Genomic DNA, 23,393 nt, shown 5'->3' on the forward strand with positions numbered 1-23,393 from the left:
AGCACTTGCGGATGTTACAGTAGCCTGTGGCGCAATCCCTGCTACAAGTACGATACCTTTTAGCAATGGATTGAGTGGAGGATGTGAAGTAAGCGGTACCTCAGTTACCTCAAGTTTCACCGCCACCCCAGATGCCTGCGGAGGAACGGTAACCGAAACCTGGACAGCGACCGATACTTGTGGTAGAGCCCTTGCATCGGTATCCAGAACAATCACGGTAAGTCCAGCGACATTGCCAACAATGACTGCACCCGCTGCTACGACAGTGGCTTGTGGTTCGATTCCTGCCCCAAGTACTATCAGTTTCAATAATGGATTGAGTGGTGGTTGTTTAATTAGTGGTACCTCAAACCCCTCTACTTTTACAGCCACACCTTCTTCCTGCGGAGGAACGGTAACCGAGACTTGGACAGCGACCGATATTTGTGGCAGAGCCCTTGCATCGGTATCCAGAACAATCACGGTAAGTCCAGCGACATTGCCAACAATGACAGCACTTGCGGATGTTACAGTAGCCTGTGGCGCAATCCCTGTTACAAGTACGATACCTTTTAGCAATGGATTGAGTGGAGGATGTGAAGTAAGCGGTACCTCAGTTACCTCAAGTTTCACCGCCACCCCAGATGCCTGCGGAGGAACGGTAACCGAAACTTGGACAGCGACCGATATTTGTGGTAGAGCTCTTGCATCGGTATCCAGAACAATTACGGTAAGTCCAGCGGCATTGCCAACAATGACAGCACTTGCGGATGTTACAGTAGCCTGTGGAGCAATCCCTGTTACAAGTACGATACCTTTTAGCAATGGATTGAGTGGAGGATGTGAAGTAAGTGGTACCTCAGTTACCTCAAGTTTCACCGCCACCCCAGATGCCTGCGGAGGAACGGTAACCGAAACTTGGACAGCGACCGATACTTGTGGTAGAGCCCTTGCATCGGTATCCAGAACAATCACGGTAAGTCCAGCGACATTGCCAACAATGACTGCACCCGCTGCTACGACAGTGGCATGCGGTTCGATTCCTGCCCCAAGTACTATCAGTTTCAGTAATGGATTGAGTGGTGGTTGTTTAATTAGTGGTACCTCAAACCCCTCTACTTTTACAACCACACCTTCTTCCTGCGGAGGAACGGTAACCGAAACCTGGACAGCGACCGATACTTGTGGTAGAGCCCTTGCATCGGTATCCAGAACAATCACGGTAAGTCCAGCGACATTGCCAACAATGATAGCACTTGCATCTATTACTGTAGCTTATGGCGAAATTCCTGCTTCAAGCACTATTTTATTTAGTAATGGATTGAGCGGAGGAAGTTTAATTAGTGGAATTTCAAATACCTCTACTTTTACTGCAACTCCTGGAGCCTGTGGAGGAACTGTCACAGAAACTTGGACTGCAACCGATGCATGTGGAAGACCACTTGCGGCTGTTTCGAGAATAATCACAGTTAGCCCAGCGGCAATCAGCGGAAGCGGTGCGGTAACCTCAAATTATAACGGATCCCAATTGAGTTGTGCAACAGCAACCGATGGAAAGATTACGGTAACGGCAAGTTACGGAACAGGCACATTAACTTATGCAATTGATGGTGGTTCATACCAAGCAAGCAATATATTCACAAGCCTTGCAGCAGGAACGCATTCTATCTCGGTAAAAGATGTCAGCGGTTGTGTAAAATCACTTACCTCGGTAATAATAACGGCACCAATAGCGGTTACTATTATAAGTGTGGTGAAAACATCTTATAATGGTTCGGATTTGAGTTGTTCGACGGCTACGGATGGAAAAATTACGGTAACAGGAAGTGGCGGAACTGGAACTTTAATGTATTCCAAAAACAATGGATCAACTTATCAATCGTCTAATGTGTTTAGTGGACTCAGTGTAGGAACGTATCAAATTAAGGTAAGAGACGCTAATTTATGTGCATCCTCAACTATGACGGTTACAATCATAGCTCCAACGACTCTTTTAGCAACAATCACCTCCAATAACCCAACGCTCTACTATGGTTATACAGGGGATCAAACTGCAACTATCACGGCAAAACCAACTGGAGGACAAGCCCCTTACCGTGTTGAAATAATGATGGTAGATCCTTTACCTACTTCACCATCCCGTCCTATTGAACGTGTGGGAGGTAAACTTATCTGTGGCTATATTAATGCTACAGGTAATGAATCTTGGACGTGTACAGGGACAGCGTATCAAACCATTAATTCGTGCGGAGTACAGGCAAAATCTATTTCATGTAATCCCTCCAGTACGATTAATAATAATATTCCTTTAAGTGGTAGTTATTCCGTAAATGTTACTTTGCTTGCAGATGCCCGATTTATTGCTATGGTAGTTGATGCCAACGGATGTTCTTATACTATTCCATATAATCAGTCAGTAGGAGTTGATGCCGAAGATGCACGTTGCTTTGCTGGAAATAGTGGTGTTGTAAAAGTTGCGCTCTGTCATCAAACAGGTAGCACTAAGAATCCTTGTACAGCCATTTGTGTAGATCAGTCGGCAGTGCAGGAGCATCTTAATCATGGAGATTTTTTAGGTAAATGTACCAGTAACTGCAAGGCTCCTGTGTTAAATGCAAAATTGTCCGTACCTGATAAAATAGTTGTTGCATCTACTGATGTAAAATCTACGGAGCTTGTTATGGTTGATTCATATAGTTTAGCCCACCACAATGAAACAATTATAGAACCTGCTGAATTTACTGTAAGAGTTTATCCTAATCCAAGCGATAATCAGTTTACTTTAGTTTTGGAAGGCGGAAGTGATGAAAAAGTTGAAGTGTTGGTGTACGACATGCTTGCCCGTAGGGTAAAACGTATCGAAAAAAATGGTGGTTTGCCGATTGTTTTTGGAGAGGAATTCACTTCAGGAGAGTATTTAGTCTTGGTTAAGCAAGGAGCTAATGCAAAAGCACTCAACTTGATAAAAAAATAAAAATATTTTAAAAACGTTTTAAAATAAAGCCCTCCTGATTTTATTTGGGAGGGCTTTACTATTTTATAATAATGATAGGCTGTTTTTTTTAGAAATTGACTGCTTTTGAGTAAAAATGCAACAATGGATATTGTTGAACAGGTTTGAACTAGTAAGTGATGTTATTTCACCCCATAAATTACAAGGGCGCTAGAGTCAATAATAATATTCCCATCCGGATATTTTTGATTCACCAAAAGATACACTTCGTTTTTTATTTTTTCTTTCATTGCGTTGTCAGTTTTACTAAGCGCTGCAACAACTGGGGCGGCAACATCATTCATTAGATTCCAATACACATCTGTTGTTTTGCAATTTAATTTTCCTGTTACCTCATTTTCTGAAATGTTTTTCAAGCCTGCTTGTGAAAATAAATTCGTCATGAATCCCTCTTTCGAGCAACGAAACATACCGGGTGCTCCGGGTGGAGGAGGAGGTATTTCTATGTTTTTATTGATAGTTCCCATGATAGCCGTTACCCAGAAATTTTTTTCTGGAATGTTCCAAACGGTAGTTGCAATTCTTCCTCCGGGTTTAAGTACTCGTGTCATTTCTTTTATAGCTAATTGCATATCTGGGAAAAACATAAATCCAAAGCGACAACTAATAGCGTCAAAAGTGTTATCGGCAAAGGGAAGCTCGCAAACATCACACACTACGGTTTCAAAATTTTTGATTCCTCTATTTTTCGCATTTTCTTGTGCTATTTCGAGCATGCCTTCGGCTAAGTCTGTAGAAATGACTTTTCCTGCTGATAATCGTGATGCGATTGTTAAACCAGGTTCTCCTGTGCCTGCGGCTACATCCAAAACGAGATCGTCGTTTTTTAAATCAAGTAGTCTAATGATCTCATCTCCCATTGGTTTTAGAAAATCCATTGTAAGCTCATCCCATTTTTTCCAACCGGGAGAAAACTTGTTCCAGGTTTCTTTCTGTTGATCCCTGATTTTTTCAATTTCTAGTTCCATAATAGTATGATTTATTGTTTGTAATCGCATTGCAGTCAAGACTTTGTAGGATTAAAAAGGAGGAGATTGATGAGGTTGTTATTTGTATGAAATGCAGCTATAAATTTAATGATATAATGTATCTGTTTATGTTAAAGACATCATATATTTTATGCAATTATAAATAAATCAATTGGATAGATGTTTTTTAGCGTTGCGTTATATGAGATTTTAGGTGAATTAACATCAAAAAAAAAACACCCTAAAATTAAATTTTAGAGTGTTTTTATAGTAACTATTCAGCTAGTTTTTAGTCTCAGTTTTCAGCCTAAAATGGGTGTTTATTTTTAAACTAGTTCTAAAACAAACTCCCTTTTTTACAAATATTGTTAAGAAAGCGAATTGTATTGTTTACTGACAACTCTGAAAACTGCGACTGCGACTGCGACTGAAAACTGAATAGATACTTTTTATATATTTGTAAACTAGCTTTTACAAGTATTCTCCGTGTTGAGAAATATCCAATCCCAGTTCTTCTTTATCTTCTGTAACTCTTAAAGGTGTAATTTTGTTTACAATAAAGAATAAGAAATACGACATGCTAAAAGCAAATACAGAAACGATTACTAGGGCGGTTAATTGGTGTACAAAAAGACCAGTTTCTCCAAAGATAAGACCTTGGCCGGCCCCACCTTCGGCAACTAAACCTGGGTAAACAGCTCCAGAAGCGAATACTCCTGTTAGTACCATACCAACCATACCTCCAACACCGTGACACGCAAAAACATCTAGAGCATCGTCTATTTTTCCTTTAGGGAATTTAAGAACCATTACATTACTGATAAGACTGGCAATAATACCAATAGCAATAGCATGTGGAATGCTAACAAAACCAGCTGCCGGAGTAATGGCAACCAATCCTACTACGGCACCAATACAAGCGCCCATAGCCGAAAGTTTGTGTCCCATAATTTTATCAAGGAATACCCAAGCCATTGCGGCAGATGCAGCTGCAACAGTGGTTGTTCCTAGAGCTTGTACGGCAAGACCATTAGCCCCTAAAGCAGAACCTGCGTTAAAACCAAACCATCCAAACCATAATAAACCAGTTCCTAATAATACATAAGTAATACGAGCAGGATTTACTTTTTGAACCTTACGTTTTCCTAAAAAGATGGCTCCGGCCAATGCAGCCCAACCTGCGCTCATGTGAACTACGGTTCCACCGGCAAAATCTAGTACTCCCATTTTGAAGAAAAGACCATCTGGATGCCAAGTCATGTGTGCCAATGGCGCATAGACGAATAATATAAACAATACCATAAACAATAGGTAAGCCCAAAAACGAATACGTTCTGCAAAAGCTCCCGTGATTAAGGCTGGGGTAATGATGGCGAATTTGGCTTGGAATAGCGCAAAAAGCATAAATGGAATTGTTGGAGCAAGACTCCAAGCGGTATTTATGCCAACACCTTGAAAAAAGAGGTTTTCTCTCGGATCTCCTATTATTCCGCCAATTGATGGTCCAAAGGATAATCCGAAACCAATGATAACCCACAATACGGTTACGATCACCATGGCCATGAAGCTTTGTAACATAGTGCTGATAACATTTTTTTTACCCACCATACCGCCGTAAAAGAAACCTAATCCGGGTGTCATTAATAATACTAATGAGGTTGCAACGATTAACCAAGCGGTATCGCCTGTGTCGAATTTGACTGCTTCGGCAGGAACTGGGTTATCGGTTAAGAAAAAATTAGAGAAAAGGGTTAGTACTAAAATAGTACATAATAGCAGACTTAAAAGAATTTTTCGCATGGTTTTTGTTTTTGGGTTTGGTTTTTTGATTTTTGATAAAAGTATAAAATTATTTAAAAGACAATGAAAAAAATATGGGTATATAATTAATAATTATGAATTTTTAAAATAACACCCCTTGTTTTTGAAGGGGTGTGTTTTTTTTAAGCTAAAAAAAAGAATTTAATAATGCCGTTTTTGAGTTTTTGTTGACTTGAGGGTTGGTTTTGTAAGGGTATTATGGTTGATGTTTGTGTCTTTGTTTAGGATTAGGATATGATGACTAATGATGTGATTTTAATTTAAAATATTTTGGGTTTAATTAGAAAAAAAGCCCTCTAAAAAAAGAATTTTAGAGGGCTTGGTTTTGGTTTAAAGGAGGAGCTACAAGTATTCGCCGTGTTGAGAAATGTCTAATCCTAGTTCTTCTCTTTCTTCAGTAACTCTCAAAGGAGTGATTTTGTTAACAATAAAAAAAAGGAAATACGACATGGTAAAGGCAAAAATAGAAACTCCTACTAATGCTATAAGTTGGTTGGTAAATAATTTAGTTTCGCCAAAAGCAAGACCTTGATCTACAACGGCGGGGTTAATGGCTTTTGAAGCGAATACTCCGGTTAAAAGCATTCCGACCATTCCGCCAACGCCATGACAGGCAAAAACATCTAGTGCATCATCTATTTTTCCTTTAGGAAATTTGCTAACCATGATGTTGCTTACAATGCTTCCTAATATTCCGATAGTTATGGCATGCGGAATGCTAACGTATCCAGCTGCGGGTGTGATGGCTACCAGTCCTACAACGGCTCCGATGCAAGCTCCCATTGCCGAAAGTTTGTGCCCCATGATTTTATCCAGAAATACCCAAGCCATAGAAGCGGCAGCGGCAGCTACAGTGGTGGTTCCTAGTGCTTGTGCGGCAAGTCCGTTGGCTCCCATTGCAGATCCAGCGTTAAATCCGAACCAGCCAAACCATAATAATCCGGTTCCTAATAATACATAAGTGATACGTGCTGGGTTTGCTTTTGGAATTTTACGTTTCCCTAAAAACATGGCTCCCGCAAGGGCTGCCCAACCGGCACTCATGTGTACCACGGTACCTCCAGCGAAATCCAAGACTCCTAAATTGAATAATATTCCTTCTGGATGCCAAGTCATGTGGGCTAAAGGTGCGTATACAAACAATATAAATAATACCATAAATAACATATAGGCCCAAAAACGGATGCGTTCTGCGAAGGCGCCTGTAACAATGGCGGGGGTTATGATGGCAAATTTAGCTTGGAATAAAGCGAATAATAAAAATGGAATTGTAGGCGCTAATCCCCATGAGGTCCCAGTTCCGACACCTTGAAAAAATAAGTTCGGAAGTGGGTTTCCGATAATGCCTCCTATAGAAGGACCAAATGATAATCCGAAGCCAATGATAACCCATAAAACGGTTACGATTACCATAGCCATAAAACTTTGGAGCATGGTGCTGATGACATTCTTTTTGCCAACCATTCCTCCATAAAAGAACCCTAATCCGGGGGTCATTAATAATACCAATGCCGAAGCGACGAGCATCCAGGCGATGTCTCCGGTGTTAAAATTAGAAACTTCGGCAGGATTTGTTGGGTTGTTGGTTAGGAATAAATTGGAACAGTAGGATAGGACCAAAATCGTGATAAGAATCACACTTAAAACTATTTTACGCATTGTCTGGTTATTTTTATTTTTTATGTAAAATTATAAAATGAATTATTACACCCAGTTAAAAGTATGGGTTGATTTTTTATTTTTATCATTTTTTCAATTTGACCCCTGTAAATTTTACGACAAGTGGTTGAAAAGTGTTTAAAAATGGCGATAATTTAATTTGGAAGATTTATTTGGGACCTAAAAAAGAATTTATTTTTTGGTTTTGTAGCTATCTGGTCTATTTATGAAAGTAAATCATTGCAAAAGGGATAAATCAAAAAAAAATACTATTATTTGATAAAGTATTTTTGTCCGATTAAGACTTTGAAATATTTAGTTAAGCGTTTAATTTGAGTCACTTTTAAGAGATAAATTGGCTTGCTTGTTTTTTAAAATTTCTCGCAAAGACGCAAAGAAAAATAGCACTATGCTTTGCGTCTTCGCGAGAAATAAATTTAACAAAATCCTTACATGAAATGCTTAACTTAATGATATTTATTATAGAACAAATCGAATGTCACTATCAAGATTGGTAGACAGATTAGAGAAAATATTCAATTGTTTTGTCATTGTATCCAAATCCTCTTTTGTATGATGCGCACTAATCACAATCCGACTCAGTTTACCCGAAGCCGTTGGATAAGGAAATGAGGTTGGAATGATTTTATTTTCTAATAACAATTGAAGTAACTCGTTATTGTCAAAGTAAATAGCAGGATATTCTTTGACAAATGTAAAAGCAGGGTTGGGAATTAAATTACTTTCTACGTAGGACAAATTGAGTTGTAGTTTTTGTCGTTGTACTTCGTAGAGTTCTTGTGCGTTGATGTAGGTTTCCAGAAAAGCGGGATTCATTCCCGAGGCTCCTATAAAAGCTTGTTGTTTCTTTAATTCGGTTATAAAATCCAAATCGCCAGCAATAAAGCCACCCGAAAGCCCGAAAGCTTTTCCTAGAGAAGCAATGCTTATTTTTCGATGCACATTCGGAAGTTGGTATTGATTTAAAACACCATGACCTCTATCTCCTAATATTCCGATACTGTGGGATTCGTCGAGGATCAAAGTGATTTCTTTGTCTTTTGGAATTTCAAGCAAAATGCTTAAATCTATAGGAGTAACTTCCAGCGACGGAATGGCATCGGCTACGATTCCAATTTTAGAAACGGTAGGATCGAAAAGAAAAGGATTCAATTTTCCGTTTTGAAGTAACGGTTGGGAAAAGGGATGCAGTAAAGCGGGATGCGTATTGGGGAAATAGAAAACCAGATCAGTTGTTTGTTGTAATAATTCTAATGCCAATTTGCCAGCCAACATACCAGAGGAAATGGTAACAGCGGCATTAGTTCCTATTTGTTTTGCCAACAAATTTTCGGCAGTTTTGTAAACCTTCAGCTGAATGTTGGCAGAACGCGAACTCCCATAACTAGTTCCCCATTTTTGGAAACTTGCCAATAGAATCGTTTGAAACTCGGGTAGGGTAGTGACCCCTAAATAATTGGTACCACCAAAGTAGAGGTGCTCTTTTCCACCAACGGAAATTATTCGATTGGGAATCTCGTTTACTTTCATGTTGTTTGTACGAATTAGTTTTAAATTTATGACTGTTCGCAACCGATACCGGTTTTCGACAAAATACACTGTCGTAAAAAATCTGCGAAAATCTGCCAAATCTGCGTGGAAAAATTGGCACGCAGATTTGGCAGATTTGCGCAGATTTTACAAACTTCTAATGATTTTTTTTAAAGCTAATAACTAGAATTACCACAAATTAATCTGTGGTAAGTTTTGTTTTTGCTAGTAAGCTTTTAATGCAGCGCCAATTCCGTTGGCATCCGCATAGTGTATGATTCCGTCTTTTATGGTAACTCCAGTGGCGATGTCTTCCGCTAATAATAAAGCGCCATCCATATCCACATAATCCAATTCGGGTAACAAATGTGCAATTGCTGATATACCCACAGAAGATTCCGTCATGCAGCCCACCATTGTTTTCATGCCCAAATGTTTAGCTTCGGCAATCATTCTTCGCGCAGGGGTAAGACCACCGCATTTTACCAGTTTGATGTTCACCCCATGAAAATGATGGTGACACTTGGCGACATCTTCTTCTACAATGCAGCTTTCGTCGGCAATAATAGGCAAGACAGAATGTTTAAAAACCTCTTTATGCGCCGCCCATTGATCTGCTTTTATGGGTTGCTCAAGGAATTCGACCCCCAGTTTTTTTAAGGCAATGGCGTTATTAATCGTTTCGGTAACCGTCCAACCACAATTGGCATCAATTCGAAATCGCGCATTGGTGTGCTTACGCAATTCGGTAACAATGGCAATGTCGTCTTTGGTTCCTAATTTAATTTTATAAATCGGCCACGGCATTTCTTTGAGTTTCAAAACCATTTTATCGATTTTGTCAATCCCTATCGTGTAATCGGTTTTGGGATTGTGCAACGGAGAATTCCCCCATAATTCATATAGTTTTTTGCCTTTTTTCTTGGCATACAAATCATTGTAAGCCATGTCTAAAGCGCATAATGAAAACATGTCATTTTTCAATAAAGCCGAAGAACTGTTCCGGAAATCTTCTGGAGTTTCGTCATTATGAGCTTCTATAAACGGAATAATAGCTTCTAGATTTGCTCTCATCGTATCCACCGTAATATTATAATACGGATTGGAAGTCGCCTCTCCAAACCCAGAAAATCCCTCACTTTGCAATTCAACAATCAGCGTTGGTTGGATGTCGTGAGACTCTCTCGAAATCGTAAATGTGTGCTTTAGCTGTAGTTTAAAAGTACGAATAATGATTTTCATGTGATTTGGTTGTTAGGGGAGTTTTTTTAAGAAAAGAGAAAATAGAGAAAAGAGTATAGAAAATAGATTAAAGAAAAGAGAAAAAAGATTCAATATTTCGAAATTCACAATCTAAAAATCTATATTCTTTATTCTATTTTCTTTAATCTAAATTCTAAAATCTGCAATCTAAAATTATTTCAATATATGTTGACTCAAGATTTGGTACACTTCATTAATGTTATTTCCGCCTTTACCAAATTGTTTAGAGATTGGAGCGTCTTCTCCTGTCAGCCAAATTTTCAATTCTGCATCCATGTCTAGGATGCCGGCGCTTTCCTTAGAGAATTTTTTAATAGACGAATAGGGAATCGAAAGATGATCAACCTTGCTTCCTACCAATTGTTTCTCGACCAAAATCAGTCTTTTATTGGTAAAAACAAACATATCCTTGATTACTTTGTACCCTTTCTCGATTCTTTCGCCTTCTATCAATAAAGGTTCAAATTCTTTTGAAAGATTTTCGGTATTTACTTCTGATGCGTTGCCCATAATGGCATTAAATAGTCCCATAATTGGTGTTATTTTTGATTGTATTTTTCTTTAAATTTTGTATTCAACTGACTTTGGTGAGTTTCTAAGTTGATTGATCTACCTTGTATGAACGCTTGAGTTAATTTATTGGTTCTCATATCCAATGCATCTCCTTCGGATATAAATAATGTTGCATCTTTTCCAATTTCCAAAGTTCCGCATAAATTGTCTATTCCCAAAATTTTTGCTGTATTGGATGTAATTAGTTGCAATGCTGTTTCTTTGTCTAAACCATAAGCTGCACACGTTCCTGCCAAAAAAGGTAAATTTCTGGTATTCATTCTTTCATGATCGCCACTATTTTCTAATCCAACCAAAATCCCTTTATCTGTTAATATTTTAGCCATTTTATAAGGTAAATCAATATCATTTTCGTTGCTTTCGGGCATATCATGTACACGTCTTAATAGCACACCAATATTGTTTTTTTGGAGTAAATCCGAAGTTTTATAGGCGTTATATCCGCCTACGATAACCATTTTAGTGATTCTATTGTCTTTTGCTAATTGAATGGCGTCAATGATTTGTTTTTCTTCATTTGCATGAACAAATAAAGTCTGAGTGCCATCAAATAAACCTTTTGCAGCTTCTAAAATTTGATTTTTTTCTTTGGGTGTATCTAAAGAATATGCTTTTGAATTTGATAAAAAAGAATTAATTTCTTCGATTTGATTTTTATATTCTTTGTTGGGTTCGCTAACTCCAGGTTCAAACCAACTACCGCTTTTTTTGTAACTAGAAGGAAATTCTAGATGTATTCCATCATTTTCTTTTAGTAAGGCGTCTTTCCAACTCCAAGCATCTAGTTGAACAATAGATGATGTACCAGAAATTCGACCACCACGAGGTGTGATTTGTGCGATTAATATACCGTTAGGACGAACCGTTTCTATCACTTTAGATTCGGTATTGTAAGCTATAATACTACGAATATGCGGATTGAATACGCCTATTTCATCATCATCATTAGACGATTTTACGGCATCAATTTCTACTAATCCTAAAGTAGAATTAGGTGTTATAAAACCTGGATAAATGTGTTTTCCCGCAGCATCAATAGTGGTGTCAAATGCATTGTTTGCCAAGCGAATTGTTGTAGCATCGGCGACTAGAGTTAGTTTTCCGTCTTGAAATCCAATCGCACTGTTTTCTATTATTTTTCCATTGCCTAAGTGAGCGGTTGCATTTAGGATTAGAATTGATTTACTTTGTTTAGGTGCAGGAATTTGTTGGGCTTTTGTAGTTATTGAAACGAGTGCCAATAGTACAAATAGTATTTTTTTATGTTTCATTTTCTGTTTTTTTTATTGTTCTAAAGTGTCACAATGGTATTCTTTTTTATCAGTCTTTTTGGGTTCTTGTGTGTTCATCCCTTTGTTTTTCTCTAACGATAATTGGGCAATTAATTCACTTTTCTCGTTTTTAATTGCGATACGTTGTGCTTCGTCTTTTTGTAAATCATAATAGACAACTCCTTCAATAATTGTTTTTTCAGCTTTGGCATATATTGAAAGCGGATTGTTATTCCATAGTACGACATCGGCATCTTTGCCTACTTTGATACTTCCAATTTTATCATCCAAGTGCAATAATTTAGCAGGATTCAAAGTCACAAATTTCCAAGCTTCTTCCTCTGAGATATTCCCATATTTTACGGCTTTGGCAGCTTCTTGGTTCAATCGTCTTGACATTTCAGCATCATCAGAGTTGTAGGCTACAATTACTCCTTGATTGTGAAGAATCGGTCCATTATAAGGGATGGCATCGTTTACTTCAAATTTATAAGCCCACCAGTCTGCAAAAGTAGAAGCTCCTACACCGTGTTCTTTCATTTTATCGGCTACTTTATAACCTTCTAATATATGGGTAAAGGTGTTTATTCTAAAATCAAATTTTTCGGCAACCTGCATCATCATCAAAATCTCGGATTGAATATAGGAATGACAGGTTATAAAACGTTCTTTGTTTAGAATCTCGACTAGGGTCTGCATTTCTAAGTCAACTCTAGGCGCTTTAGTTTTGTCTTTTTTAGACGTTGAATTGTATTTCTCCCAAGAATTTTTATACTCTTTAGCTCTTTGAAAATAATCTGTAAATACTTGTTCTACACCCATTCTGGTTTGAGGAAATCGAGTTGGATTATCAATACCCCAGTTTGCTTGTTTTACGTTTTCTCCTAATGCAAATTTGATAAATTTGGGTTGATCCTTGTAGAGCATTTCATCTGGAGATAGCCCCCATTTCCATTTTACAATAGCCGAGCGACCTCCAATAGGATTTGCAGAACCGTGCAATAATTGAGAAGTGGTAACTCCACCAGCCAAATCTCTGTAAATATTAATGTCTTCGGAGTTTACTACATCTTGTATTGTTACTTCTGCAGTACTGTTTTGGCCAGCTTCATTTACACCCGAAGAAATGGCTATATGCGAATGTTCGTCTATAATTCCAGAGGTCAAATGCTTGCCTTTTGCGTCTATTACTGTTGCCGAAGCATCGGATAAGTTTTTGCCAATAGCAGCTATTTTTCCATTTTTGATTAATACATCCGTTTCTTCAAGAATCCCCTCTTTTTCATTAGTCCAAACGGTGGTGTTTTTGAATAGTAAAGTTTGTTGAGTTAGTTTTTGTGCATTCCCAAATCCTATGTTGGGATATGTAACGGGAATAATACGATTGAGTTTCTCTACTTTTGCAGAATCTTTTTTAACTACAAATGGAGCAGTTTTTGTGGCAGACCAGATACTTTCGTTTCCATTTGCCAAGATTGCTTTTCCAGAGATTACACTAGTATTGTCAATAAAACCAGTTAATCGGGTAAAATTAGGATTGATAGTATCTTTCGATTTTACTAACGCAGTTATCCAATTGTTTGCTAGTGTGAGTTTCGAATTTACTTTCTTCTCATCAATAGTTGTGATTTCAGATTTTGGGTCAGCTAATTCGCCGGTAATCTTTAGTTTGTATTTTTCATTGGCAATGGTTAAATCATAATTTCCACGAATATCATTAGGTACAATTTCGCTTATAATAAATTTTGTACCCTGTACCCAATTTTCATGAACAATAGTTTTTTCATCAAATAATTCTCCTGAGGTTATAATGAAATTAGCCTGACTTCCATTTTTTAAACTGCCTATTTCATCGCTTTTTCCTAATAATGAGGCAGGAATAGTGGTTAGGGATTCTAATGCTTTTGTTTTATCAAAACCATACTTTATAGCTTTCAATAAGTTGGGTCTAAAATCTTCGGTCTTTTTTAATTTGTCGGTGGTCAAAGCAAATACAATGCTGTTATCCGACAATACTTTTAGGTTCGTGGGTGCTTGATTCCAAAAACGGAAATCGCTTAAATCCATTTGATTCGCTAAGTAAGGACTGGATACATCATAAGCTTCAGGAAAGTTAATAGGAATAATAAATTTCGAATCAGTTTTCTTGATTTCGTCAATTCTTTCAAACTCATTTCCAGATCCTTTCAGAATATAATTTATACCAAACTCTTTCGCTATTTTGGCGGCACGAAGACTGTTGAGTTTGTCTCCCGAATCAAAAATCTGAATCAGTTTTTGATTCTCAATCATAGCTTCGAGGGATAAATCGGTAGTAGTCGAATTTCCGTTTTTATACCAGTTCATATCCAGATACATCTGACGTAATAGCGCCATGCTTCCCATTAATGAAGTAGGGTAGGCCTGAGTTGTCAAAGCGCTTTTGGTAAAAGAAAGTTGATTGCTTATTTTGTTAGACACCACACGTGTGCTAGTTACAGTAGTATTCAAAGCGATTAAAGTTCCTGTTCCTTGAGCAATTCCATCAGGTACATGGGTAAGCACTACTCCAAAACCTGCTTTTAGTAATTCTTCGGCTTTGGTTGTATCGTATTTAAAAACGGTATAAGCATTTGTCTCAGAGCGAATACTTTCATTCCAATAATACCCCACTCTTTTGGTATTATACAAAGGCCCTTCATCAAAATTTGAATTGTTTTTGGGTTTTTCAATACCAAAACTAGTGTAGATATCTATAAAGGAAGGATAAATAAATTTTCCCTTAAGATCAATAATAGTTGCATTTTTTGGGACAATAATAGTATTTCCTGTTGCGGTAACTTTACCATTTTGAATTAGGAGTGTCCCTTTTTCAATGATTTGGGTAGGGGAAATGTAAATTTTTGCATTTGTAAAAGCCGTGTAGTTGTTGTTTTTATTCTGTACGCTTTCACTGTTTGGAAAATAATCCTGAGCTTGAATTTTAGGTATAAATATACTTAAAAATAGTAATAATAAGGTTTTTCTCATTTTTGTTTTGTTTCGAAAAACTAAATTATGATATTTAACTCATTAATCTTATAATTTATTTGAAATAAATGGTATTTATTTTACTCCCGAGGTCTATAAAGATTATGGACAGAAATTTGTGTTAATGTTGATTGCATATAAGTTTAAAATAAGGGCTTCAATAGTTTTTGTTGCACTTTTGAGTTTTTAGGACAAACCGGTGAGTTCGGTATTTATTTTTTTATTTTATTGTTAGAAATTTTTAATATATCTATATTGATGTAAAATAAATACGAAGTGTATTCAAATGAAAAATAATATGATAATCTAAAAGGGTATAATCAGTCCTCAATTTCCCTTTTTATTTTCAGCCATATATTTTAAATACCCAACAATTTCTTGTGATTGTTGCTTTGTGATTCCTAATGTTGGCATTTTTACTTTGTTTCTAAAGGAAGCTGGATTGACAATATAATTGACCAATTCGGTTTCTACCCAATATTCCGTTACGCTTTTCGGATAGTTGAGTTCGGGACCCATTTCGCCACCAATTCCGTTTATGGCGTGACAAGTAATGCATTGATTTTGAAATAAAGTATAACCCGCAACTCTTGATGGATCCTTGGGATACAAAGCTGTTTTTGATTTGTCAATGGGTTCTATGTGAATTTTCATTAAGTTATAGGGCCATTTATAACGATCATCTTTTGTAGAAGCATCCGTATAAACCAGATAAAAGGGAGCTGCATCCATTTTGTTTCCGTTTTTTGAGATTGGTTCCCAATCGGCTCCTTTTGCACCCACATCTTTAAAAGCTAAATAGGGTTTTGAAGCTAAAAATAATGCTAAAGGCATTTCGGGTTTGTAGCCATCCCGGCATTCGAAAACAATTTTTGTGCTATTAGCGTCGATTTTTCTTAAATCTATTTCGTTTGCAATAAGTGTCAAAGCATTAACTGCCTTGTATTTCTTTGTTTTGTGATAAACAGGATCGTTTACAATAGTTACTATAGTGTCTTTTCTAAGTTTTTTCTTTGTTTTTAAATCCAATAAATCAATATGATATTCAGGTTGACTCACTGTTTGCTCAATTGTAGCAGCTTTGGGTGGAGAAGCATTTGATGGGTTCAATTTCTGTTCCTTTTTTTGATTGCAAGAAATGAAACTGCAAATTAATAGGAAGTATATAAATAGATTGCTTTTAGTTGATTTCATGTTTGATGTGTTAGGAAGTTGGTTATAAAGATAAACAAAGTAGGGAACGATTTAGGTTTGATTTTGTACGAAGGAGTTAAATAATAATAGCTATAAAGATACAGGGTACTAAGAAGTTTTTAGTTTTCAGTCGCAGTTTTCAGACCAGTCTGTAAACATTGAAACTCGCATTCTTAATAATATTTCTAAAAAAAAATGTATGTATTATAGTGTGGGCAGAAATACTTGTGTAGCCGAAATGAGAATCACAAATAATTTTCATTTCAAATTTAAATTGTAATTTTGTTAAAATTATTAGAAATGAAAGCAAAATATATAAATCCATTTACAGATTTCGGATTTAAAAAAATATTTGGAGAAGAAGCAAGCAAACCTTTATTGCTTGATTTTTTGAATGCTATTTTGCCTAAAAACGACAAAATAGCAGTACTTTCTTTTAAAAATAACGAGCAACTCGGACAAACTGAATTTGATCGAAAAGCAATTTATGATATTTATTGCGAAAATGAAAAAGGCGAAAAATTTATCGTAGAATTACAAAAGGCAAAGCAAAATTATTTCAAAGAAGGAACTATTTATTATGCGACTTTTCCAATTCAAGAACAGGCCGAAAGAGGAGAATGGAACTACAATTTGAAAGCCGTCTATTGCATTGGAATTCTTGATTTTACCTTTGATGATTACGAAAGCGAACCCGAAAAAAGCGAAGTAATTCACACTATAAAACTTAAAAATCAAAACGAAAAAACGTTTTATGATAAGTTGACATACATTTATCTTGAAATGCCTAATTTTAAGAAAAACGAAGCCGATTTAAAAACTAGAATCGAAAAATGGTTGTATTTCATAAAACATTTGGAAGATTTTCAAACTATTCCAAGCATTTTTAATGACGAAGTTTTTTCTAAAGCGTTTGAAAAAGCAGAAATTGCAAAATATGGAGCAATTGAACTGGATAACTACGAAAACAGTTTAAAATCTTATCGCGATTTGAAAGGCGTAATAGACACGGCTTTTGACGAAGGGAAATTAGAAGGAAAATTAGAAATTGCAAAATCACTAAAATTACTCGGAATAGAAATTAATGTTATTTCTAAATCAACAGGATTGACTAATGAAGAGATTGAAAAGTTATAAATACTCGTACTTCTGTCAACCGCTGTTTGGCAACATGGCGGTTTAGACTTCCTTAATCCACTATATCGCCAAGCTATAAAACGTTTTAAAATTGGCACCTTTATTTAGAATGTAAACTGAAAATTAACTTAACGTTTGTGGTACTGAGTTTGTTAATAGTAAGAATTTGATTAATTATTTTTGCTTGGTATTGAAAAAGGAATTACATTTAGATAAAACTATTTTATATGCTAATCAAAGTTTACGGAAGTGCTGTTTTTGGAGTTGAAGCCACAACTATTACGGTTGAAGTCAATATGGATAAAGGAATTGGCTATCATTTGGTAGGTTTACCAGACAACGCCATCAAAGAAAGTAGTTATCGGATTGCGGCAGCACTTAAGAATAATGGGTATGCCATGCCGGGAAAAAAAATCACGATCAATATGGCTCCAGCCGATTTGCGCAAAGAAGGTTCCGCCTATGATTTGACTTTGGCCATTGGTATTCTGGTTGCTTCTGCACAAATAAAAGCGACTGAAGTGGACAAATACATTATCATGGGAGAATTGTCTCTCGATGGTAGTTTGCAGCCCATACGTGGCGCTTTGCCCATTGCTATAAAAGCCAAAGAAGAAGGTTTTAAAGGTTTCTTTCTTCCCATTCAAAACGTAAAAGAAGCGGCAATTGTGGCTGGACTGGATGTCTACGGTGTTTCTAATGTTCAGGAAGTGATTGATTTCTTGGAAGGAAAAGGAACGCTGGAACCCACTACTATCGATACCAGAGCCGAGTTTTATAAAACATTAGATTTTCCTGAATTTGATTTCTCGGATGTGAAAGGGCAAGAGAGTATTAAACGTTGCATGGAAATTGCAGCTGCCGGTGGACATAATATTATAAAAATGTGGTAAAGAAATACCATTTTTATTTCATTCAATATCAACTAGTTACACTTCCAAGGATAAATAACTTCAAAATTATTTGAAAATATTTAAATTCTTTGTCTAATTTAATGAAAAAAATATGAAACTATCTGAATTATCGTTAACCGATTTGTACCAGTTAAAGACGTACATCAAAAAGCAAATGAAACAGTATAAGATGTTAGAAGAGTATGAAAGATTGAGTGATACCAATTATCTTTTATTGGATTCAAAATTAATCAAGATTGAAAATGCTATTGAAGCATTTGAAGAAAAAATAATTTATTAAATATTTGTAAGTAATTAATTAAAATATTTATGTATTGTAATAATATTACCTTATTTTTAACGTTTTCAATTGTTAAAGTGTAAGAGGATTAGTAAATAATTAATAAAAAAAATAATGGTAGGTTTAGGAGTATTAAAATTAGACAACAAAGAATACAGATTATTAGACTTTAATTATAATTCAAGTCAACGAGTAGATGTAACGGGTAAACCATCGGGAATGCCAAGTGGTTTGGTTTTTGATTTAAAAATTGAATCTGACAGTGATACGTCTCTTTTGGTATGGGCACTTGGTGATGAGGCAAAAGACGGGGTTATTACATTTTACAAACCAGATGGGATTAGTAAATTCAAAGAGATTCAATTCAAAAAATCATATTGTATCTTTCATAATGAAAAATTTGAAGCGAATGGTACAATACCAATGCATCAAATTTTGAGAATAGTAGAGCCTAGACGTGAAAACCCAAAAGAAGAGATTGCACCCCCAAAAAAAATAGTTAAGCAAGAAAAGGCTGAAACCAAAGTAAAAACTATAAAATGCATAACGAAACTGGACAATGGTTCTGCTAATGATGGTACTGGGACAAAACTCCAAGAGGGGATGGTTTTTGGTAAAACTTACGAATTTAAGGTAACTGATTATACCGAAGAAATTCCAGATAACAAATCGACAATAAACTGGATGGTGAGATACCATAATTCGTCAGAGAATAAATGGATTGATAAAAAACTTTCTCACGTTGGTGATTCATTAAATTTTACTGTAAATGATAAAGATATGTGCGGACATTTTGTATATATCAGAGCTTTTATAAAAGACTCAGAAAATGAAGGTGAAATAAAAGTATGGAAACACAATAGATTCAGATGGTTTGATAGAACAAAAATAAAAGAAGAGCTTCAAGAAAGAAAAATAAAACCATATTTAGCAAATCAAAACGACACACCTACTTGTGGGATGGCAGCTGTTATTTATTTATTAGCTAAAAAAGATTTTGATAAATATGAAGATTTTGTATTACAGTTGCATCAAAAAGGAGTTGCTAAATGTAATGATTATACATTTGATGTATCTACAAAGAGTAGTCATCTATTAGAAATGAATCCAACAACCAATAAAAAATATCCAAATTATTTAGTTAAAATGCCCTATTGTGATTGGATTGCATTTTCTTGTATAAGAGATAAAGAAAATGGTGTTATAAATTATAGTGGTGAAAATGATGAATCATTTGCTGGTTCAACTGTTCCACGAGAACTTATGAAATTGATGAAAGAAATTCTTGGTCTTAAATCTGTTATTGATAATACTAATGTTGTTTTTAATAAAGGTACATTACCTTGGGATGGTGAAGATTCATCTTCACACGAAGTTGCTAAAATGCAAGAACTTTATTTAAAAGGTTATGCAGTTATTATGTTAATCAATACGAATATGTTGTATAAGAAAAAATCTAGTTTGGTAAGTTCCATTGAACATTGGGTAGTATTTAAAGGTGTTATTGATGGTACAATAACTTGGGATGAATATGATTTTAAAGTATTTTCTTGGGGTGAAATTAAAAAAGTAATTGTTAATCCAGAAGTTTTTAGTAGTAATTTTTATGGTTATGTTTATGGAAAATAAAAAAACAATTAATAAGTTTATTGGTTTTATTTTAATAGTTTTTTTTAGTGTAATTTTATTCATTGTTACTTATAACCTTATAATGTATTTTATTCCACCAAGAACTCCAGATGGACATCAAATAATGCCTTTTAAACAAATATTTTTTAGTGGGTTGATTTCAATTTTTTTATCAATTATTTTTTCAATATTTATTTATAAAAGATTATCAAAATGAAACCAATGCAAAAAAAGCTACTTATTTCTAAGTAGCTTTTTTTGCATTGGTTTATTTATTCATCATCTAGTATTTCGTTGCTTTTCAAAATGAAATCATCAATTGCTTCTTTAAATTCATTTTGATTATTCTTATACTTTTCAATTTCTTCAAGTATTCTTTTCATTACTTCATCTTCTGGTGTTGCTTCTTGGTTGTTCATTTTTGGTTTGTTGTTACTTCTTATCATTATCTTTAAAACGGTAAATTATCATTTTCATCTTCACCATCTTCAATTCTTGGTTCACTTATCACTTCATATAGATGACTTCTAAGTGCTTCATTTTCCAGACTACATTTATAGTTAAGCTTGTCTACCATTTCAGTTTTGCCATATGTTGTTGATGGTCTTTTGTTCCAAACTGGTTGTTGTTGATTATGTATGTTTGTTGTTGTCCAAATCTTGATTGCTTCATCTTTGAAGATGTTGATGTATTGTATTTCAATTGTTTTCTTTGGGTACTTCTCTTGCATCTGGTCTTTCAGTTCAACAAGTGCTGTGTGTTTTTTTGCTTCATAATCCCATTCAACAAATGAAGTTGAATCATATGATTCTCTTACTTTGATTTCACCAATTATCATTGTGCTACCTGACCAGTAACTGATATCCCATCTGGCTTTTTCATTTTTGGATTCCTTTATGTATTTGTACCAATCTTGTTTGGTTGCGTATTCTTTAAATAATTCTCTACCGTGTTCATCGGCAATTACAAAATCTGTTTTCATTTTTAATGTGGTGGTTAATATGATAACCTACCTTAATAAATATCTAGCTTTATAGCAGAAGACCGAATCAATATGTTAAAGTTTTTGTTAAATTTTTTGTTTATAAAAAAACCATTCGTTGGAATGGTTTAGTTCGTTCTTAGTATTTTGTGTATATTACACTATTAGTGATTCTAGTTTTGTATCCATCCCAATGTGCATATTTGATTGTGTATCGTCTTGGTGATGATTTAAGGAACCCATAAGCAACTTCTTTAAGTAATTCAGTTAGTAATTCGTTATCAACTGTCCCTTCATTTTTCAATTCATAATCTTGTATATCATTTTGGATTAGTTCCAAATCTCCAATACCTATTTCAATTGTTCTTAATGTTGCATTGCTGAATGCGTTTTGGTTTCTTATTATGTTTTTGTATTCAATTTTTTTCAACCATTGTTCTTTTGTTAATGTGTTCATTTTGTTTTCTTTTATTATTTAGGTTTGCCATGGCAAACCATTTATTGTTATTGTATACTAATAAGTATCTAGCTTTTTACCAAAAGACCTAATCAATATGTTAAAGTTTTCCAAAAATATTTTTAAAGATAGTTACATCGAATTTTTTGGCTGTTCCACTATTAAATATTTGTTCTAATTTTAGGCTATCACTTTGACCTAGTAACCCAACTTTATTTTCATTGTCATTATATAAGCTTAGTATCTCTTCTATGTAGTTTTGTTCTACAGTTCTTGGTACAGACTTTTCAGTTATATCAAAATCTTTGATTGCTTCAAGCTCTTCTGGTGTTGGTGGTGTTATGATATGTGTGTTTGGGTCATAGTCTGGAACTATTAATATTTCAACATTTGGTTCACTTGGTAATTCCTTTTGTTCTTCAATAACATCAACTATCACTTCTTTATTATCGTTACTTAAATCGCTTGTGTTTGATTCAGTTGGTATTGTATCTTCGACAAAATCTTCTTGTGATTCAGTTGGATTACTTTTCTTTAGTATTTCAGATAATTTATTCCAGTTGATGGATATTGTTCTTTTTGATTTATAACCACCTCTATTATTAAACACTTGACCTTTTGTTTCAATGTACTTCATTCTTATTAATGATTTGATTGAATCTCTAACAGTTGTTTCACCTAACCAAATATATTTGGCTATTGTATCGTTTTGAATTGTAATTTCTGAGTACATAGTTGATTGATGTATTAATTTTATCAATACTTTGTAATCTGATGATGTTAAATAAAAATCAGTATTTTTATTAATTGTTGCTGATGCGTAAAAAAGTGCATCGTGGTAAGTTTGTTGAATTTGTTTCATTTTTGGTTAATATTCTACTTTTGTTATATTCTACTTTTTAATAGGTAGTAGAACCAGCGGTTGGTTGCAATCCGATTTTGTCCGCTGGAAACCTAGATTTGAAAACTTTACTGTTTGTATATTAATAAATATATCAGTTTTTGTAAAAAGATAAACTTTAACATTTTTTTATTACTATGGATTAACTCTATCAATTAATGTGTATCTATCACCTTTATAATTTACACCATTATCATATATTTTATCTTTTAATGATTGATGATAGTATTGTTTAGTACAGTTTAGAAATTTATAAATTTCTACATCATTATCACCTTCACCTACTTCAACATTGTTCTTTAATATTATATATCTTTTTTTCATTTTATTTGTTTAACCTTTATGTTATTATATTACAAAAGTACTATTAATTATTGTGTAAGTCAAGTCTTTTTTAAAAATAGATGCAAAATAATTTGGTAGTGTTGAATATTTTATTTATAAATTAATTAAGTTATATGTTATTTGTAGTATTTACGGTAGTTGAAGAGTGTTTTGTTTTGTACTACTTGACGTTTCTAAATAGATTAACGTATGTAAATGAAGGAAAAGTTTGATTTTTGTTGAAGTGGTTTTGTTTATTTGTAGTCAGACAACTTATAATAAATAAAACCTATTCGTAGTCAGATAACTTATTATAAGTCAGACAACTTATAATAAATAATTTTATTTGTAGTCAGATAACTTATTATAAGTCAGTTGACCCCTATATACCTATACCTCTCTTTGTGTATATACTTTGTCATTATAAAAAAAATAGAAAAAGAAATAATAAAATTAATAATGATTGAT

At 34.7% G+C, this 23,393-nt stretch carries 18 protein-coding genes and 1 pseudogene; 5 read left to right on the forward strand and 14 right to left on the reverse strand.

From position 1 onward, the window contains the following. Positions 1–2,953: T9SS type A sorting domain-containing protein (locus FNW52_RS12345; RefSeq protein WP_143377780.1), on the forward strand; the 2,953-nt coding region annotated here is incomplete at its 5' end. Between the two features lie 161 nt (positions 2,954–3,114). On the opposite strand, the gene FNW52_RS12350 is transcribed toward FNW52_RS12345, so the two are convergent. The 9 genes from FNW52_RS12350 to FNW52_RS12390 all read right to left on the reverse strand — a co-directional run bounded on the left by FNW52_RS12350 (position 3,115) and on the right by FNW52_RS12390 (position 16,217). After that, the gene (locus tag FNW52_RS12350) at positions 3,115–3,990 is read right to left on the reverse strand and encodes a class I SAM-dependent methyltransferase (RefSeq protein ID WP_143377781.1); all 876 of its coding nucleotides are present in this window, start codon (positions 3,988–3,990) and stop codon (positions 3,115–3,117) included. 441 nt (positions 3,991–4,431) lie between these two features. After that, positions 4,432–5,760, reverse strand: a complete 1,329-nt coding sequence (locus tag FNW52_RS12355) for an ammonium transporter (RefSeq protein WP_143377782.1) — start codon at positions 5,758–5,760, stop codon at positions 4,432–4,434. 363 nt (positions 5,761–6,123) lie between these two features. Continuing rightward, entirely contained in the window at positions 6,124–7,440 is a 1,317-nt protein-coding gene (locus tag FNW52_RS12360; protein WP_143377783.1) for an ammonium transporter, read from the reverse strand. Positions 7,441–7,920: 480 nt separating this feature from the next. Continuing rightward, complete coding sequence (locus FNW52_RS12365) at positions 7,921–8,991, reverse strand: aminotransferase class I/II-fold pyridoxal phosphate-dependent enzyme (protein WP_143377784.1); 1,071 nt, start codon at positions 8,989–8,991, stop codon at positions 7,921–7,923. 225 nt (positions 8,992–9,216) lie between these two features. Further along, entirely contained in the window at positions 9,217–10,233 is a 1,017-nt protein-coding gene (locus FNW52_RS12370; protein WP_143377785.1) for a dipeptide epimerase, read from the reverse strand. 174 nt (positions 10,234–10,407) lie between these two features. Beyond that, positions 10,408–10,785: a PH domain-containing protein gene (locus FNW52_RS12375; protein WP_143377786.1), complete on the reverse strand. Its 378-nt coding sequence runs from the start codon at positions 10,783–10,785 to the stop codon at positions 10,408–10,410. Positions 10,786–10,793: 8 nt separating this feature from the next. Continuing rightward, positions 10,794–12,098, reverse strand: coding sequence for an amidohydrolase family protein (locus FNW52_RS12380; protein WP_143377787.1), 1,305 nt, complete (start codon positions 12,096–12,098; stop codon positions 10,794–10,796). Positions 12,099–12,110: 12 nt separating this feature from the next. Then, positions 12,111–15,107, reverse strand: coding sequence for an amidohydrolase family protein (locus tag FNW52_RS12385; RefSeq protein WP_143377788.1), 2,997 nt, complete (start codon positions 15,105–15,107; stop codon positions 12,111–12,113). Positions 15,108–15,434: 327 nt separating this feature from the next. Beyond that, a complete protein-coding gene (locus tag FNW52_RS12390) occupies positions 15,435–16,217 on the reverse strand; it encodes a c-type cytochrome (protein ID WP_185965971.1) in 783 nt (260 codons plus the stop codon). A gap of 384 nt (positions 16,218–16,601) precedes the next feature. Here FNW52_RS12390 and FNW52_RS12395 point away from each other — a divergent pair, with 384 nt between their 5' ends. From FNW52_RS12395 to tssD, 4 genes and pseudogenes are all read left to right on the forward strand, one after another. Next, on the forward strand, positions 16,602–17,438 hold the full coding sequence (locus FNW52_RS12395) for an Rpn family recombination-promoting nuclease/putative transposase (RefSeq protein WP_143377790.1): 837 nt from the start codon (positions 16,602–16,604) through the stop codon (positions 17,436–17,438). Positions 17,439–17,665: 227 nt separating this feature from the next. Then, positions 17,666–18,319 (forward strand): annotated as a pseudogene (locus FNW52_RS12400) (magnesium chelatase domain-containing protein); the annotation flags it as partial. Positions 18,320–18,443: 124 nt separating this feature from the next. Then, positions 18,444–18,632, forward strand: a complete 189-nt coding sequence (locus FNW52_RS12405) for a hypothetical protein (protein ID WP_143377791.1) — start codon at positions 18,444–18,446, stop codon at positions 18,630–18,632. Between the two features lie 114 nt (positions 18,633–18,746). Then, a complete protein-coding gene (tssD, locus tag FNW52_RS12410) occupies positions 18,747–20,261 on the forward strand; it encodes a type VI secretion system tube protein TssD (protein ID WP_143377792.1) in 1,515 nt (504 codons plus the stop codon). A gap of 272 nt (positions 20,262–20,533) precedes the next feature. On the opposite strand, the gene FNW52_RS20760 is transcribed toward tssD, so the two are convergent. From FNW52_RS20760 to FNW52_RS12430, 5 genes are all read right to left on the reverse strand, one after another. Further along, a complete protein-coding gene (locus FNW52_RS20760; RefSeq protein ID WP_185965972.1) occupies positions 20,534–20,707 on the reverse strand; it encodes a hypothetical protein in 174 nt (57 codons plus the stop codon). Positions 20,708–20,712: 5 nt separating this feature from the next. Then, complete coding sequence (locus FNW52_RS12415; RefSeq protein ID WP_143377793.1) at positions 20,713–21,243, reverse strand: hypothetical protein; 531 nt, start codon at positions 21,241–21,243, stop codon at positions 20,713–20,715. A 139-nt stretch (positions 21,244–21,382) separates the two neighbouring features. Then, positions 21,383–21,700, reverse strand: a complete 318-nt coding sequence (locus FNW52_RS12420) for a hypothetical protein (protein ID WP_143377794.1) — start codon at positions 21,698–21,700, stop codon at positions 21,383–21,385. A gap of 100 nt (positions 21,701–21,800) precedes the next feature. Beyond that, positions 21,801–22,562: a hypothetical protein gene (locus FNW52_RS12425; RefSeq protein ID WP_143377795.1), complete on the reverse strand. Its 762-nt coding sequence runs from the start codon at positions 22,560–22,562 to the stop codon at positions 21,801–21,803. A 174-nt stretch (positions 22,563–22,736) separates the two neighbouring features. Continuing rightward, positions 22,737–22,925, reverse strand: coding sequence for a hypothetical protein (locus tag FNW52_RS12430; RefSeq protein WP_143377796.1), 189 nt, complete (start codon positions 22,923–22,925; stop codon positions 22,737–22,739). Positions 22,926–23,393 lie beyond the last annotated feature (468 nt).

This window comes from Flavobacterium sp. ZT3R18, from assembly GCF_007097385.1.
Taxonomy (GTDB): Bacteria; Bacteroidota; Bacteroidia; order Flavobacteriales; family Flavobacteriaceae; genus Flavobacterium.